Origin of the sequence: Azospirillum sp. A1-3, from assembly GCF_023806445.1 — a bacterium.
GTDB lineage: Bacteria > Pseudomonadota > Alphaproteobacteria > Azospirillales > Azospirillaceae > Azospirillum.
In genome coordinates this window covers 317,350-333,319 of the sequence record NZ_JAMSLU010000001.1, presented here as the reverse complement: position 1 = coordinate 333,319, position 15,970 = coordinate 317,350, and the positions used below count along the sequence as shown (strand labels likewise).

Below are 15,970 nucleotides of genomic sequence, written 5' to 3'. Positions count from 1 at the left end.
CAACGCTCTCAACGCGGATCGTCAGAGCTTGAGTCAATTCCGGACGGGGGTGCCGTTCCTGCAACAGTGAGCGTGAGCGCGGCGGCGGCCATGTCGGGACGGGCTGCCATGGTGGAAGCACGCCCCTCCGCTTCCCCGCGACGAACTTGTTCGCCGAATCGGCGCATTTCCGCGTTGTGCAAGAGGGATCGCTTGTCTATGGTATCTTTGCGACAGACCGCAATTCGCCAGATTCGGGTCGGACTCCCAAGGTGAGCGCCGATTCGCTGATGCCGGGACCAACCTCCCAGGATCAGCCGATCGCCGGTCACGGGGCCGACCAAGGGGCTGCGGCGTCGCCCCCGACACCGCCTGTCCGGCCATCCGCGCCGGAGGGACGTCGCGGGGTGGCGCGTTCGGATTGGCGGTGAGAGGACGAAACCTCGAAGCTGGCTGTGGCCGCAAGGCGGCAGCCCGGCGCGTGTCGACCGGGCCGTCCTGGCTGCTCTCGTCAGCGCCGTTCGACGGTTCCGGTCCGTCGTGCCGTATGCTTCGCCCACAACAGACGCTGCGTCCAGGCGGCCCGACCGGTCGCGCGGGTTCCCTGGGTCGCGCCGTTGAGGACCGTATATGGCCAAGCGCATGCTGGTGGACGCCACGCACCCGGAAGAAACCCGGGTTGCCGTGGTCAATGGGAACCGGCTGGAAGAACTCGATTTCGAGATCGCCAGCCGCAAGCAGCTGAAGGGCAACATCTACCTGGCGAAGGTGACGCGGGTCGAGCCTTCGCTTCAGGCGGCCTTCGTGGAATATGGCGGGAACCGCCACGGCTTCCTCGCCTTCTCCGAAATCCATCCCGACTATTACCGCATTCCCATCGCCGACCGCGAGGCCCTGCTGGCCGAGGAGCGCCGGCTGGAAGAGCAGGCGGAAGCCCGGGCCGAGGCCGCCGCCGACGGCGCCGTGATGGGCGAGCCGATCCGCCCCGAGCAGATCGTCGAGGAATGGTCGCCGATGCCCTCCCCCATCGCGCCCGAGGCGTCGGATGAGGAAGACGGCGACGACAACGGCGAAGACACCGAGTCCGGTGACGAGCAGGCCGCCCAGACCGAGGGCGCCGCGCAGTCCGCCGACAGCCCCGACATGGTCGGCGGCGACGAGGATGAAGAGGCCGAGACCCAGCGCCGCCGTTCGCGCCCGCTGCGTTCCTACAAGATCCAGGAAGTGGTGAAGCGCCGGCAGGTCATGCTGGTGCAGGTGACGAAGGAGGAGCGCGGCAACAAGGGTGCGGCGCTGACCACCTACCTGTCGCTGCCCGGCCGCTACTGCGTCCTGATGCCCAACACCGGCCGCGGCGGCGGGATTTCCCGCAAGATCACCAACCCGGCCGACCGCAAGCGCCTGAAGGAAATCCTGTCGGACCTCGACATTCCCGATGGCATGGCGGTCATCCTGCGCACCGCCGGGCTGGAGCGTTCCAAGCCCGAGATCAAGCGCGACCTGGAATATCTCCTGCGCCTGTGGGACGACATCCGCGAACAGACGCTGAAGTCGTCGGCGCCCTGCCTCATCTATGAAGAGGCGAACCTGATCAAGCGGTCGATCCGCGATCTCTACGCCAACGACATCGACGAGATCTGGGTCGAGGGCGAGGCCGGCTTCCGCACGGCGCGCGAATTCATGGACATGCTGATGCCGGGCCACTCCCAGCGCGTCCAGCTGTACCGCGACAGCCAGATCCCGCTGTTCCACCGCTATCAGGTGGAAACGCAGATCGATGCCATCCACAGCCCGGTGGTGCAGCTGCGCTCCGGCGGCTACATCGTCATCAACCCGACCGAGGCGCTGGTCTCCATCGACGTCAACTCCGGCAAGTCGACCCGCGAGCGCAACATCGAGGAAACCGCCTACAAGACCAACCTGGAGGCCGCCGACGAGGTGGCGCGCCAGCTGCGTCTGCGCGATCTGGCCGGCCTGATCGTCATCGACTTCATCGACATGGAGGAGCCGCGGAACAACGCCGCCGTCGAGCGCCGCATGAAGGAGGCGATGAAGAACGACCGGGCACGCATCCAGCTCGGCCGCATCTCCGCCTTCGGCCTGCTGGAGCTGTCGCGCCAGCGTCTGCGTCCGTCGCTGCTGGAGACCAACTTCGAGCGCTGCCCGCACTGCTCGGGCACCGGCGTCGTCCGTTCGGTCGAATCCGCCTCGCTGCACGTCCTGCGCGCCATCGAGGAAGAGGGCATCCGCAAGCGGTCGGCGGAGATCACCATCTACGTGCCGACCTCCATCGCGCTCTACATCCTCAACCAGAAGCGCGGTGAACTGGCCAAGATCGAAGAGCGCCATGCCTTCAGTGTCATGGTCCAGGCCGACGATGCCCTGATCGCCCCGGACCACCGTCTGGAGCGCAACAAGGCCCGCCTGCCCGACGAGGAAGGCCCGCTGGTCAGCGCCGACCGCGTGATGGCCGAGACCGACCGCGCGCTCGCCGCCGAGCCGGTCCAGCCGGTGGAGGAGCCGGAAGCCGAGGTCGAAGCCGCCCAGGTCGAGGAGACCGCCGAGCGTGCCGAGACCAACGGCGATGGCAATGGCGAGGACCGCCGTCGTCGCCGTCGTCGTCGTCGCGGCCGTGGCCGTGACCGCGAGGAAGGCCGGGCCGAGGGCGACACCGCCGAGGGCGAGGGCGAGACGGAGGAAGCCGGTCAGGAGACCGAGGAGACCGTTCTGCCGATTGCCGCCGAGGCGATCCCCGGTGCCGCCATCTCCGAACCCGATGCCGACTCGGCTGAAGCCGAAGGCGAAGGCGACGACGAGGATGAGGACGGTGAGGACGAAACCGGCGCCGACGCCGGCGAGCGCAACGGCGAAGGCCGCAAGAAGCGCCGCCGCGGCAAGCGCGGTGGCCGTCGCCGGTCGCGCCGCGAGGGTGCGGAAGGCCTGGAGGGCGGCGAGGAGGCCGCTTCCGAGCAACCCGCCGCTCCGGTTCAGGCCATCCCGGCTCCGACCGAGGCGAGCGACCTCGACTGGATCCTGGCCGGCGATACGACCCCGGCGGTCGAGCAAGCTCCTGTTCCGGTGACCGCCACCGAGCCGCCGGTGACCGCTCCGGCTCCGACCGAAGCCGCCGCGGCAAAGGCTCCGGCCAAGAAGGCGTCGCGCAAGCGGAAGGCCGCTGCCGAGGCTCCGGCCGAGGCTGCCCCCGTGGCTGCCCCCATGGCCGCTCCGGCAGTTGCCGAAGCCCCGGCCAAGGGCCGCAAGCGCAAGGCCGCCGCTGCGGTCGAAGCGCCGGTGGAAGCCGCTGCCGAAGCCGCGCCGGCCAAGAAGGCCACGCGCAAGCGCAAGGCTGCCGCCGAAGCCCCGGTGGAGGCCGCTCCCGTGGCCGCTCCGGCCGCTGCCGAAGCCCCGGCCAAGGGCCGCAAGCGCAAGGCCGCTGCCGCCGCCGAAGCCCCGGCGGAGGTCGCGACCGACAAGGCTCCGGCCAAGAAGGCGTCGCGCAAGCGCAAGGCCGCTGCCGAGGCTCCGGCCGAGGCCGCGCCGGTCGCCGCCGCGCCGGCTCCGGTGCCTCAGCCCGCTCCGGCCGCCGAACCCGCCAACGAGCCGGCTCCCGCCGGTGACGAGGACGAGGCGAATGCCAAGCCGCGCCGCGGCTGGTGGAAGCGGTAAGCCCAACGGCCCAACCGGGACCTCTGGAACGGGAAAAGGCGCCGCAAGGCGCCTTTTCCTTTTCCCGGACGTTATCACCCCTGCCACAGGACAGGTCGGACCATGAGCAAGGCCTTCACCCGCGAGAACGACACGCCTGACGACGACGATCTCGACGATCCGGCACCGCTGCCGCAAGGCTTCAAGAACTACATGACTCCGCCGGGCTTCCAGCGCATGCAGGAGGAGTTGCGCCACCTGCTGCGGGTGGAGCGGCCGAAGGTGGTGGAGGTGGTGTCCTGGGCCGCCGGCAACGGCGACCGGTCTGAGAATGGCGATTATCTCTATGGCAAGAAGCGCCTGCGCGAGATCGACCGCCGCATCCGCTTCCTGAACAAGCGGCTGGAATCGGCGGTGGTGGTCAATCCGCAGGACCAGAAGAACCGCGAACAGGTCTTCTTCGGCGCCACCGTCACCTATGCCCGCGAGGATGGGTCGGAGAACACCATCACCATCGTCGGCGCCGACGAAGTCGACCCCGACCGCGGCCATGTCAGCTGGATCTCCCCCATCGCCCGCGCCCTGCTGAAAGCGCGGGTGGGTGATCTGGTCGACGTCCGTACGCCAGCGGGGATGGAACAGGTGGAGGTGTTGGGGATCAAGTACGCGGGGTGAGGAGTAGCTATGACGGATGCCCCCTCCCCATCCCTCCCCCGCTATCGCAGGAGAGGGGGTAGGACGCTTGCCAGTGTTGCCGATCCGCCGAAGCGGCGGAGTTCCCTCTCCCGCCAAAGGCGGGGGAGGGTTAGGGAGGGGGCATCAACGCCGAACCCTCACTCCGCCGCCGGCTGGTAGATTTCCCCGCCCGACTCGCGGAACTTCTGCGACATCTCGGCCATGCCGGACTCCGCGGCGTCGCGGATTTCCTGCGTGATCTTCATCGAACAGAATTTCGGCCCGCACATCGAACAGAAATGCGCGGTCTTGGCCCCCTCCGCCGGCAGGGTCTCGTCGTGGTAGGCCATCGCCGTGTCGGGGTCGAGCGACAGGGCGAACTGGTCGCGCCAGCGGAAGGAGAAGCGGGCGCGCGACATGGCGTCGTCGCGCAGCCGCGCCGCCGGGTGGCCCTTGGCGAGGTCGGCGGCATGGGCGGCGATTTTGTAGGCGATGACGCCGGCCTTCACGTCGTCGCGGTCCGGCAGGCCCAGATGCTCCTTCGGCGTGACGTAGCAGAGCATCGCCGTGCCGAACCAGCCGATCATCGCCGCACCGATGGCGCTGGTGATGTGGTCATAGCCCGGCGCGATGTCGGTCACCAACGGCCCGAGCGTGTAGAAGGGGGCCTCGCCGCACAGCGCCAACTGCTTCTCGACATTGTGCTTGATCTTGTGCATCGGCACATGGCCCGGCCCCTCGATCATCACCTGCACGTCGCGCGCCCAGGCGATCTTGGTCAGCTCGCCCAGCGTCTCCAGTTCGGCGAACTGCGCGGCGTCGTTGGCGTCGGCCTGGCTGCCCGGCCGCAGACCGTCGCCCATCGACAGCGCCACGTCATAGGCGCGGCAGATTTCGACAATGTCGGCGAAATGGTCGTAGAGGAAATTCTCGCGGTGATGCGCCAGACACCATTTGGCAATGATTGAGCCGCCGCGCGAGACGATGCCGGTCACCCGCTTGGCGGTCAGCGGGATATGGGCCAGCCGCAGTCCGGCGTGGATGGTGAAGTAATCGACGCCCTGCTCCGCCTGTTCGATCAGCGTGTCGCGGAACAGCTCCCAGGTCAGATCCTCGGCCTTGCCATTCACCTTCTCCAGCGCCTGATAGATCGGCACGGTGCCGATGGGAACCGGGGAGTTGCGCAGGATCCACTCGCGGGTCTGGTGGATGTCGGCACCGGTGGACAGGTCCATCACGGTGTCGGCGCCCCAGCGGATCGACCAGACCATCTTCTCAACCTCCTCCTCGATCGAGGAGGTCACGGCGGAATTGCCGATGTTGGCGTTGATCTTGGTCAGGAAATTGCGGCCGATGATCATCGGTTCCGACTCGGGGTGGTTGACGTTGGACGGGATGATCGCCCGCCCACGCGCCACCTCGTCACGCACGAATTCCGGGGTGATGAAGTCGGGGATCTCGGCACCGAAATCCTCGCCGTCGCGCGCGGCCTCCAGCGCGGCGGCGCGGCCGAGGTTCTCGCGGACGGCGATGTATTCCATCTCCGCAGTGACGATGCCGGCGCGGGCGTAGGCCATCTGGGTCACGGCCCCGCCGCCCTTGGCCCGCAGCACGCCGCTGTCGGTGGTCTCGACATCGCCACGCGCCAGGATCCAGTCGCGGCGGTGCTTGGCCAGCCCGGCCCGCACGTCGATGGCGACCGACTCGTCGGTGTAGGGGCCGGAAGCGTCATAGACGGTCAGCGGCGGCTCGCCGCCCGACAGCGCGATCTCGCGCAGGGCGACGCGCAGGTCGGGAAAGCGCGTGCCGGGCACATGGATTTTCCGCGACGACGGCAGCGGGCCGGTCGAGATGCGGATGGCGTTCTCGTTGAAGTCCTTGGGCATTGGGTTTCTCCGTCGGAGTTGGGCGGACAAACCCGGGACTGCGGACGGAGGTGCGGTATCTTCGTGCAGGCCGTTCCCCGGCATAGCGGAGCCGATACGGCCGGACGGGGGCGTGGTCGGCCCGTCACGAGGTCCCTCCCTTCGCCGGTATGACCCGGATCAGGTTCGAAGGGTCACCACGCTGCCGGCGACGCTTGGCGCCGTCTGGCCGTTGGTATCTCAGCCCCCTGTCGGGACCCCCCTGGAATGCGCCCATCCTGCCGACGACGGACGCGCCTGTCAAAAGGAAAGCGCTGCGGACGATCCGCCTGCCATATTGTGGAAACGCGCTACATCCAGCGTTTCGACCGCACATAGACCATCGGCAGCAACGCCGACAACAGCATCAGCCCCAGGGCGCTGGCATAGCCGAAGGGCGAGCCGCTGCCGGGCATGTCGGTGAAGTTCATGCCGCCGATGCTGGCGACCAGGGTCGGCGGATAAAGCAGAACGGTCAGCACCGACACGATCTTGACGATCTCGTTCTGCTCGACATTGATCTGTCCCAACGCCGTATCCAGCGCCAGCGCGACCTTGCCGGCCAGGAAACGGGCATACTGGTCGAGCCCGCGCAGGTCCTGCAGCGCGGTCTTGGCCCAGCGCCGCGTCGCCTTGCCGGAATTCCAGCCGTCGCCGCGCGCCAGGAAGTCGGTCATACGGGTAAGGCTGGCCAGACTGACCCGCGCCTTGCCGATCAGATGGCCGGCATGGCCGATGCGCTTCAGCGTCTGGGCATCATCGAGCGTCTCGCCACGGGACCGCAGCTTGCGCCCACGGAAATAGCGGCGGTTCAGCGCATCCAACTCCACCCCGGTCCGTCGCAACACGACGGAGGTGCGGTCGATCATCCCATCCACCAACGCCGCCAGCACCAATTCGCCACGGGCGGCCGAGATCTCGCCATGGGTGGCGCGGCGGCGGAAGGCAAGCAGCGCCTGCGGATCGATGTCGTGGATGGTCACCAGCCGCCGCCCGGCCAACACAAAGCTGACGGTGGCGATGCGCGGCTCGTCGGTATCGGCCCAGACCAGCGCGGTGACGGTCATGGTCAAGGCGCCGCCGGTCAAGCGCAGACGGCTCGACTCCTCGATCTCCGCCATCTGCTCGCGGGTGGGCAGGCCCGTTCCGATCAGCGCCTCCGCCCGTGCCAACTCTTCGGACGTCGGATTGATGAGGTCGAGCCACACGGCGGAATCGGGCAACGGCGCCGCCTCTTCCGCGGCAGCCTCCCTGACCCAGCGCAGCAGACCGCCGTCATTGACGAAGACATGCAGCAAGGCTGTGCTCCTTGCATGGTGCGCGCCGGCACGCGGCGTTACGTCAGCCGACCACCGCGTCGCGGCTTAACGGGTGGCGGCGCCCTCTCCCCGTCATCAAGGTCCAGTGCCGCGCCCTCGGCCTTCAGCGCCTGTTCCAGCTTGCGCCGGAAGGCGCCGCCATCCCGCTTGGCGTCGAGGAAATGGCCGACCGCCTCCTTCGCCGCGTCGCTGTCGTAGGGAACCTTGCCCAACGCCGCCAGCTTGGCGCGCTCCACCAGCTTCGGGTCCATCTTCTCGCGGATGGCCTTCATCTGGCGGAGCAAATCCTTGCGCAGGTCGGACATCAGTCCCCCATATTCCGGCGTCAGGCCTTGCCGATCAGGGTGCCGGCGCCGCCTTCGGTGAAGATCTCGAGCAGCAGCGCATGCGGCACGCGGCCATCCAGGATAACAGCGGCATCGACGCCCTGCTCCACCGCGCCGATGCAGGTCTCGATCTTCGGGATCATGCCGCCCGAGGCGGTACCGTCGGCGATGGCCTTGTGGGCATCCGCCAGCGACATCTTCTCGATCAGCTTCTTTTCCTTGTCGAGCACACCGGCGACGTCGGTCAGCAGGAAGAAGCGCGCCGCCTTCACCGCCGCCGCGACCGCACCGGCCGCCGTGTCGGCGTTGATGTTGTAGGTGTCGCCGTTCACGTCGAAGCCGACCGGCGCGATCACCGGGATGATGTCCGACTTGGCGAGAGCCTGCAGAATCTCCGGATTCACCTTGTAGGGCTCTCCGACGAAGCCCAGGTCCAGCACCCGCTCGATGTTGCTGTCGGGGTCGCGCTGCACGCGCTCCAGCCGGCGGGCGGTGATCAGGTTGCTGTCCTTGCCCGACAGGCCGACAGCGCGGCCGCCGGCGCTGTTGATGGCGGCGACGATCTGCTTGTTGATGGAGCCGGCCAGCACCATCTCGACCACCTCGACCGTCTCCTTGTCGGTGACGCGCAGGCCGTCGATGAAGCTGGACTTGATCTTCAGGCGCTCCAGCATCTGGCCGATCTGCGGCCCACCGCCGTGGACGACCACCGGGTTGATGCCGACCTGCTTCAGCAGCACGATATCGCGCGCGAACAGCTCCGCCAGACCGGCGTCGCCCATGGCGTGGCCGCCGTACTTGATGACGAAGGTGCTCCCGGCATAACGGCGCATGTAAGGCAGCGCTTCGGACAGGGTACGGGCCTTGGCGAGCCACTCGTCACGGGTGGGAGTCTGCACGGGAGGATGCCCTTTGTCGGGATGGAGTGTCGGGTCTCTTTAACGGAAAGGCCGGCCGGTTGCCTAGGGGGCAATTTAACGGTCACATACCCCCACGCCTGCCTCCCGCGGTCGCCGCCGCCGTACCGCCGGCCGGACGCCACAATCCGGCCAGCCGCGTCATCGGCTGCGTCAGCGCGGTGACCGCCACCGCCATCAGCACCATCGCCGAGAAACAGGGACCGGACAGCACGCCGGCTTCCAGCAGAACGGTCAGCACGATCACCTCCATCAGCCCCTTGCACGGCATCAGCGTGCCGAGCCTGAGCGCGTCCGGCCAGGACTCGCCGGTCCAGCGCGCGGGCAGAGTTGTGCCGGCCATCTTGCCGGCGAACGTGGCAAAGCTGGCGAGCGCGAACACCGTCCATTGCGCCGGGTCGTCCAGCGTCAAATTCACCTTCAGCCCGGTCAGCGTGAAGAAGAAGGGCAGCAGGATCAGCGTGGCGAAATGCTCCAGCCGGTCGAGGATGGCGGCGGCGTAGCGGCGCGGCATGGCGCTGCCTGCGATGAAGGCGCCCAGGATGTAATGCAGTCCGATCAATTCGGTCATCGCAGCCGAGGCCAGCAGCGCCACACAGGTCACCACCACCGCGGTGTCGCCCATCCGCCCATCCGGCGCCACCCGCTCCAGCAGTCGGTCCAGCAGCGGGCGCACGACCAGAACCGTCGCCCCGACATAGGCGAAGCCGAGCAGCCCGACTTTCGCGACAGCCCAAGGATCGCCGCCATCGGCCGTGGACCATGCCAGAACCGCGGTGATCAGCAGCCAAAGCAGCGCGTCATTCACCGCGGCATAGCCCAGCGCCAGACGCCCGACCCGGTCGCCGAGCAAATCCATCTCGCGCAGGATGGCGCCCAGTACCGGCAGGGCGGTGACGCCGACGCAGATGCCGAAGCCGGCGGCGAACAGGCCGGGGGTCGCATGCGGTCCGGTCATGCCGGGAAAGGCGCCGGCCAGCCACCAGCCCAAGGCGCCACCCAACAGGGTCGGCACCAGCATGCTGGACAGCGCCACGGTGGCGAAGGCCCCTCCCCGCCCGCGGAACTCGGCGGGATCGAGATGCAGGCCGGTGAGGAAGGCAAAGAAAACGACGGCCATCAGGGCCAGACCGGACAGCGGCGCCAGTGCCGTCGGCGCGAACAGAACGCCCCACAAATCCGGCACCAGCCGGCCGAGCAACGACGGCCCCAGCGCCACCCCGAACAGGATCTGGATGACCACCATCGGGGCGATGTGGCGCCCGCCGCCGAGCCGCCACAACAGAAACGGCCCGGCGATCAGCAGCAGGGCCTGCATCAGGAACAGCAGCGCGGGGGAAATGCCACCCACCGCCGCCGGCCCTTATTCGGCGGCCAGAGCGAGCGCTGCCAGGCTGGCGCGCAGCTCGGCGATGCCGGTGCCCTTCTCCGAACTGGTGACATGGATGTCGGGGAAGGCTGCCGGGTGCTTCTTCAGCCCCGCCTGGGTGTCGCGGCGGATCCTGTCCAGATCCGCGGCCTTCACCTTGTCCGCCTTGGTCAGCACGACGACGTAGGGCACCGCCGTGCGGTCCAGCATCTCCATGATCTCATGATCGTTGGGCTTCAGCCCATGACGCGAATCGATCAGCACCAGCGCCCGGCGCAAGGTGACGCGGCCACGCAGGAACCGGCGGACCATGTCGTTCCACGCCTCCACCTTCTCCTTCGATTCCTTGGCATAGCCGTAGCCGGGCATGTCCACCAGCTTCAGCCGGTCGCCGAGGTTGAAGAAGTTGAGCTGCTGCGTGCGGCCCGGCGTGTTGGAGGTGCGGGCCAGCGTCTTGCGCCCGGTCAGCGCGTTGACGAGGCTCGACTTGCCGACATTTGACCGTCCGGCGAAGGCGACCTCCGGCAGGTCGGCCTCCGGCAGCTGATTCAGCGCGTTGGCGCCCCAGACGAAGTCGCACTCCTTGGCGAACAGCAGCCGCCCGGCCTCCAGCGCGGCCTCGTCGAAGCCGGAAACGATGCTGGGGGTGTCGGGGGTCGGCGTGTCGGGGGTAGTCATGGCAAGCGCTCTCATTTTGATCGGCTAAAAACATACCGCCGGCAGAGGCCCGTCAAGGGTCTTTGCCGGCGGTACGTCTCAGACATTAGGCAGAGGGATCAATGCCTGACGGATCAGGCCTTCACGCCCATGCGCTTCATGATGGTCCACTGCTGCAGGACCGACAGCGTGTTGTTCCAGGCCCAGTAGATCACCAGACCGGCCGGGAAGCCGGCGAGCATGAAGGTGAAGACGATGGGCAGGAACTGGAACACCTTCTGCTGGACCGGGTCCGGCGGCGCCGGATTCATCTTCTGCTGGAACCACATGGTCACGCCCATGATCAGCGGCCACAGGCCGAGATGCAGCATGGTCGGCGGGCTCCACGGGATCAGGCCGAACAGCGTGAACAGGTTCGTCGGATCGGGCGAGGACAGGTCGTGGATCCAGCCGAAGAACGGCGCATGCCGCATTTCGATGGTCACGAACAGCACCTTGTAGAGCGAGAAGAACACCGGGATCTGGATCAGGATCGGCAGGCAGCCGGACACCGGGGAGACCTTCTCGCGCTTGTACAGCGCCATCAGCTCCTGGTTCATGCGCGCCTGATCGTCGCTGAACTTCTCGCGCAACTCCTGCATCTTGGGCTGCAGGGCCTTCATCTTGCTCATCGCCTGATAGGACTTGTTGGCGAGCGGGAAGAAGACGGCCTTGACGCAGACGGTCAGCACCAGGATGGCGATGCCGAAGTTGCCGATGACACGACCCAGGAAGTCCAGCGCGTAGAAGAACGGCTTGGTCAGGAAGTAGAACCAGCCGAAATCGATCGCGAGGTCGAAGTTCTTGATGTTCAGCTTCTCGGAGTAGCTGTCCAGCAGCTTCACCTGCTTGGCGCCGGCGAACAGGCGGCCGGTGTTCTCGACCGAGGCACCCGGCGCGACCGTGACCGGCGCACCCATGGTGTCGGTCTGGTAGCGGTCGGCGTTGGCGACCTGATTGTAGAGGAAGCGCGCGGTGACCTTCTCGTTCGGGTCGGGCACCAGCGACACCAGCCAATACTTGTCGGTAATGCCGATCCAACCGCCGGTCGTTTCCTTGGAGATGCTGCCGGCCTTGCGGACGTCGTCGTACTTCTCTTCGGTCAGCGAGCCGTTGAAGACACCGAGCGGGCCTTCATGCAGGATGTAATAGCCCGACGTGTGCGGCGTGCCGGTGCGCGACACCAGGCTGTAGGGCAGCAGCGTGACCGGGTTGGCGCCGGTGTTGCGGACCGACTGCGTCACCGTGAACATGAAGTCCGGGTCGACCGCGATCTTGCGCTCGAACACCAGCCCCTGGCCATTGTCCCAGGTCAGGGTCAGCGGCTTGTCCGGGGTCAGCGCGGTGCCGTCGGCGGTCCAGCGGGTGGTCGCGGTCGGGGTGGCGATGCCGGCGCCCTGCGGCACCCAGCCGAACTCGGCATAATAGGCGGCGGGCGTGCCGGCCGGGGCCAGCAGCACGATCTCCGGGCTCTTCGGGTCCGGCGTCTCGTGGTACTGCGCCAGCGTCAGGTCGTCGATGCGACCACCGACGAGGTTGACGGACCCGTGCAGGGCCGGCGTGTCGATCTTCACGCGGGTGCCGGCCGCCAGCTGCTCGGCGAGCAGCTCGGGGCGCTCCTTCGCGACCTCTGCCGTGCCAACGGAGGCCGTGCCCGGGGGCTGCTGGGCGGGCACGCCGGGGGCCGGCACCGGCACCGACTGCTCCGTCTGGGCGGCCTGCTGGGCGGCGAGTTGCTTCTGCTGCTCCACCCGCGGCTTTTCGTAGAAATACTGGAAGCCCAGAAGGATGGCGATCGACAGGGCAATCGCGATGATGAGGTTGCGTTGGTCGGTCATGGCGTCCCGGTTGCCGTGGGGCCTTTGGAAGAAGGGCGGCGTGTGCGCGGCCTTGTTACGGGTTTTCGCCGGGCTGGGCAACCGCCGCATGCCCTTTTTCCCGCAGACCACAGCGATGGGACGCCTGGGGCGCCCCCTGCGGAGCGGGATCGGGCACGGGATCCCATCCCGACCCGCCCCAGGGATGGCAACGCCCGAGCCGGCGCACGGTCAGCCATCCCCCCCGGATGGCTCCATGCTTTTCCAGCGATTCGATGGCGTAGCAGGAGCAGGTCGGCTGGAAACGGCAATGCCAGCCCACGAAGGGCGACAAGGTCCAGCGATAGAGATAAACGAGCGCGCGGAGCAGGTGCGCGAGCGGGCTGAGGCCGGCGATGCGAAACATGACGTCGCTGGCCTCCTACCCTTCCGCCTCGCGCCACAGGCCGAGGCGCTTCAACCCGGCGGCAAGGTCGCCGAGCAGGTCGGTCCACGGCCGCTCGGCCGTACCGCCGCGAGCGACCAGCACGAAGTCGTGGCCGGGCGCCGCATGAACGGTCAAAATCTGCCGCGCGGCCTCACGCAAACGGCGGCGGGCGCGATTGCGCACCACCGCGTTGCCGACCTTGCGGCTCGCCGTCAAACCGAAACGGATCGGCGGACCGCCGTTGGCGGGCCGCTGCTTGTCGTCGTGCCGGCGCACCTGGAGGATCAGGCCGGGAGCCACATGCTTGCGCCGTGTCCCGGCCACGGCCAGAAATTCCGGCCGCCGCATCAGGCGCCCGACCTCGTGGTCCGGCGCCGCCATCGCGGGGATCAGGCGCTCAGGACCTTGCGGCCGCGGGCGCGGCGACGGGCGATGACCTTGCGGCCGCCGACGGTCGACATGCGGTGGCGGAAGCCGTGGCGACGCTTACGCACGATTTTGGACGGCTGGAACGTGCGCTTCATGGCGCCTACTCCTTAAGCTTTGCTGATGGTGACGGGAAGAAGACGCCCAGCCGGATGGCCGGGCGCCGAACCTATGAACCTGAAACGAACCGGAAGGCGCCTTACTCGGCAGCCCGGCGGCCGTTGACCATGCCGCGGCCGGTGGTGCGCTCGGCGATGCGGGCGGCCTTGCCGCGCAGATCGCGCAGGTAGTACAGCTTGGCGCGGCGGACGGCGCCCTTGCGGACCAGCTCGATCGAGTCGATGCGCGGGGAGTACAGCGGGAACACGCGCTCCACGCCCTCGCCGTAGCTGATCTTGCGAACGGTGAAGGAGCTGTTCAGGCCGGCGTTCTTGCGGGCGATCACGACGCCCTCATAGGCCTGGACACGCTCGCGCGTGCCTTCGACGACCTTCACGTTCACGCGGACGGTATCGCCCGAGGAGAACTCCGGGATCGTCTTGCCACCGAGGGCCTTCTCGATCTGCTCCTGCTCAAGCTGCTGCAACAGGTTCATAGCACTACCCCTTTTCTATCGGCGCGCCTCGCGGCGGACCGTCACTCCGGTTTCGGGTCGCGCCGGCGAGCCTGCCGCCGACCCTTGTTCGTAACAGTTTCTGCCGGACGACTCGCCTGGTAGAGCGACCACAGGTCCGGCCGTCGGGCCTCCGTGATCTTCTCCGCCTCGGCTAGCCGCCAGGCCTTGACCTTTCCGTGGTGACCGGAGAGCAGAACCTCCGGCACCGCGCGTTCCACACCCTGCCCGTCGGTCCAGACCGCCGGCCGGGTGTAGTGGGGGTATTCGAGCAACCCCCGTTCGAAACTCTCTTCGCCCGCCGTCTCCACGTTGCCCATGACGCCGGGGAGCAAGCGCACCACGGCATCCATCAGGCTGAGCGCGGCGAGTTCCCCGCCGGACAGCACGAAATCCCCGAGGCTGACCTCTTCGAGGCCGTGCGCATCGAGGACCCGCTGGTCCACCCCTTCGTACCGGCCGCAGAGCAGCGTCACCACCGGGGTGGCGGCCAGCTCCTTGACCAGTTCCTGGTTCAGCACCCGTCCGCGAGGCGACAGATAGATCGCCCGGCCGCGTCCCGGTGCCCCCACAGGTCCCGCCGTCGCGGTCAAAGCCGCGTCCAGCACGTCGGGCCGCATGACCATGCCGGCCCCTCCGCCGAAGGGGGTGTCGTCGACGGAGCGGTGTTTATCGCGCGCGAACGAGCGAATGTCCACCGATTCCAGTGCCCAGACTCCATTTTCCAACGCCTTGCCGGCCAGCGAGTGGCCGAGCGGCCCCGGAAACATTTCCGGGAACAGCGTCAGAACCTTGGCCGTCCAGACCCGCGGTCCATCGGCGCCGTGATTCACGGCCCCTCCTCCCCGCGCTGGTCTCCGCCCTCTTCCCCCTCGCCCTCCTCCGCCTCGTCATCGGAACCCTCGCGGGCTTCGATCACGGCCGGAAGATCGACGACGACGCGACCGCCCCGGACATCGACCACCGGCACGCAGGCCTTGGAGAAGGGAAGCATCTCCAGCGGCCCGCCGGCGGTTCGGACTTCGAGCACGTCGCCGGCCCCGAAGTCATAAATCGCCTTTACCGTGCCGTAGACGGTTCCGTCGGCGAGTTCCGCACGCAGGCCGATCAGGTCGGCATGGTAGAACTCGTCCTCGTCCTCCGTCGCCGGCAGGGCGCCGCGGTCCACATAGAGCCGCACACCGGTCAGCGCCTGCGCCTGTTCGCGGCTGGTCACCCCGTCGACCTTGGCCAGGAAGTTGTCCTTGACCATGCCCTGGAGCGTCACCGTGAAGCGGCGGGCGCCGGCTTCGTCCGACAGCGGGCCATAGGTCATGATGTCGGCGGGTTCGGCGGTGAAGCTGCGCAGCTTCACCAGCCCCCGCACGCCGTGCGATCCCGCGAACTGGCCGACACAGATTTTGGCGGTCATCGTAGGAGCACCCGGCACGTCGTCACGACCTCAACCCTGCGGGCCAAGAGGCCCACCCTCAACCTCAGCCCCAAGGTCAGCCTTCTGCGGCAGCCGCGGCAGCGGCGGCCTCGGCCTTCAGACGCTCCTGCGCCTTGGCCTTCGGAGCCGACTTCTTCGGGGTCTCGCGGACGGCGGGCTTCTCGACCAGGCCGGCATTGGCCAGGAAGTGCACCACGCGGTCCGTCGGCTGGGCGCCGACCGACAGCCAATGCTTGGCGCGCTCGGCGTTCAGGATGATGCGCTGCTCGTGCTCGCGCGGCAGCATCGGGTTGTAGGTGCCGATCTTCTCGATGAAGCGGCCGTCACGCGGGCTGCGGGCGTCCGCGATGACGATCGAGTAGAACGGACGCTTCTTCGCACCACCGCGAGCCAGACGAATCTTCAGAGCCATTGGTCGAAACTTT

Annotated in this window: 16 protein-coding genes and 1 riboswitch; of the genes, 2 read left to right on the top strand and 14 right to left on the bottom strand. The window is 67.8% G+C overall.

The window, feature by feature from the left end; genetic code table 11:
• Nucleotides 1-609: 609 nt before the first annotated feature.
• Both M5E06_RS01540 and greB read left to right on the top strand, forming a co-directional pair.
• A complete protein-coding gene (locus M5E06_RS01540; protein WP_252136920.1) occupies nucleotides 610-3,645 on the top strand; it encodes an Rne/Rng family ribonuclease in 3,036 nt (1,011 codons plus the stop codon).
• 102 nt (nucleotides 3,646-3,747) lie between these two features.
• Nucleotides 3,748-4,299 (top strand): transcription elongation factor GreB, encoded by a 552-nt coding sequence (gene greB, locus M5E06_RS01535; RefSeq protein WP_252136919.1) that lies wholly within the window; start codon nucleotides 3,748-3,750, stop codon nucleotides 4,297-4,299.
• Nucleotides 4,300-4,457: 158 nt separating this feature from the next.
• Here the strand turns inward: greB and thiC are convergent, their stop codons facing one another.
• From thiC to rpsP, 14 genes are all read right to left on the bottom strand, one after another.
• A complete protein-coding gene (gene thiC, locus M5E06_RS01530) occupies nucleotides 4,458-6,185 on the bottom strand; it encodes a phosphomethylpyrimidine synthase ThiC (protein WP_252136918.1) in 1,728 nt (575 codons plus the stop codon).
• 119 nt (nucleotides 6,186-6,304) lie between these two features.
• Nucleotides 6,305-6,438: riboswitch (TPP riboswitch) on the bottom strand.
• A 76-nt stretch (nucleotides 6,439-6,514) separates the two neighbouring features.
• Nucleotides 6,515-7,501, bottom strand: coding sequence for a CorA family divalent cation transporter (locus tag M5E06_RS01525; RefSeq protein ID WP_252136917.1), 987 nt, complete (start codon nucleotides 7,499-7,501; stop codon nucleotides 6,515-6,517).
• A 38-nt stretch (nucleotides 7,502-7,539) separates the two neighbouring features.
• A complete protein-coding gene (locus M5E06_RS01520; protein WP_252136916.1) occupies nucleotides 7,540-7,827 on the bottom strand; it encodes a hypothetical protein in 288 nt (95 codons plus the stop codon).
• Between the two features lie 20 nt (nucleotides 7,828-7,847).
• Nucleotides 7,848-8,747 carry an acetylglutamate kinase gene (gene argB, locus M5E06_RS01515; RefSeq protein WP_085088015.1) on the bottom strand — a complete coding sequence of 300 codons (900 nt, stop codon included), beginning with the start codon at nucleotides 8,745-8,747 and terminating at the stop codon, nucleotides 7,848-7,850.
• Nucleotides 8,748-8,829: 82 nt separating this feature from the next.
• Entirely contained in the window at nucleotides 8,830-10,116 is a 1,287-nt protein-coding gene (locus M5E06_RS01510) for a cation:proton antiporter domain-containing protein (protein WP_252136915.1), read from the bottom strand.
• Between the two features lie 12 nt (nucleotides 10,117-10,128).
• Nucleotides 10,129-10,812 (bottom strand): ribosome biogenesis GTP-binding protein YihA/YsxC, encoded by a 684-nt coding sequence (yihA, locus tag M5E06_RS01505; RefSeq protein ID WP_199230789.1) that lies wholly within the window; start codon nucleotides 10,810-10,812, stop codon nucleotides 10,129-10,131.
• 113 nt (nucleotides 10,813-10,925) lie between these two features.
• Nucleotides 10,926-12,668: a membrane protein insertase YidC gene (gene yidC, locus M5E06_RS01500; RefSeq protein ID WP_252136914.1), complete on the bottom strand. Its 1,743-nt coding sequence runs from the start codon at nucleotides 12,666-12,668 to the stop codon at nucleotides 10,926-10,928.
• A 55-nt stretch (nucleotides 12,669-12,723) separates the two neighbouring features.
• Nucleotides 12,724-13,053, bottom strand: a complete 330-nt coding sequence (gene yidD, locus M5E06_RS01495; protein ID WP_136705134.1) for a membrane protein insertion efficiency factor YidD — start codon at nucleotides 13,051-13,053, stop codon at nucleotides 12,724-12,726.
• Nucleotides 13,054-13,068: 15 nt separating this feature from the next.
• Complete coding sequence (gene rnpA / locus M5E06_RS01490; protein WP_252136913.1) at nucleotides 13,069-13,455, bottom strand: ribonuclease P protein component; 387 nt, start codon at nucleotides 13,453-13,455, stop codon at nucleotides 13,069-13,071.
• 8 nt (nucleotides 13,456-13,463) lie between these two features.
• Complete coding sequence (rpmH, locus tag M5E06_RS01485; RefSeq protein WP_098740538.1) at nucleotides 13,464-13,598, bottom strand: 50S ribosomal protein L34; 135 nt, start codon at nucleotides 13,596-13,598, stop codon at nucleotides 13,464-13,466.
• Nucleotides 13,599-13,699: 101 nt separating this feature from the next.
• Entirely contained in the window at nucleotides 13,700-14,095 is a 396-nt protein-coding gene (gene rplS, locus M5E06_RS01480; protein ID WP_012973145.1) for a 50S ribosomal protein L19, read from the bottom strand.
• Nucleotides 14,096-14,136: 41 nt separating this feature from the next.
• Nucleotides 14,137-14,883: a tRNA (guanosine(37)-N1)-methyltransferase TrmD gene (trmD, locus tag M5E06_RS01475; protein ID WP_247870563.1), complete on the bottom strand. Its 747-nt coding sequence runs from the start codon at nucleotides 14,881-14,883 to the stop codon at nucleotides 14,137-14,139.
• Between the two features lie 59 nt (nucleotides 14,884-14,942).
• Complete coding sequence (gene rimM, locus M5E06_RS01470) at nucleotides 14,943-15,524, bottom strand: ribosome maturation factor RimM (RefSeq protein WP_252136912.1); 582 nt, start codon at nucleotides 15,522-15,524, stop codon at nucleotides 14,943-14,945.
• 76 nt (nucleotides 15,525-15,600) lie between these two features.
• Nucleotides 15,601-15,957, bottom strand: a complete 357-nt coding sequence (gene rpsP, locus M5E06_RS01465; RefSeq protein WP_063633821.1) for a 30S ribosomal protein S16 — start codon at nucleotides 15,955-15,957, stop codon at nucleotides 15,601-15,603.
• Nucleotides 15,958-15,970: the final 13 nt, after the last annotated feature.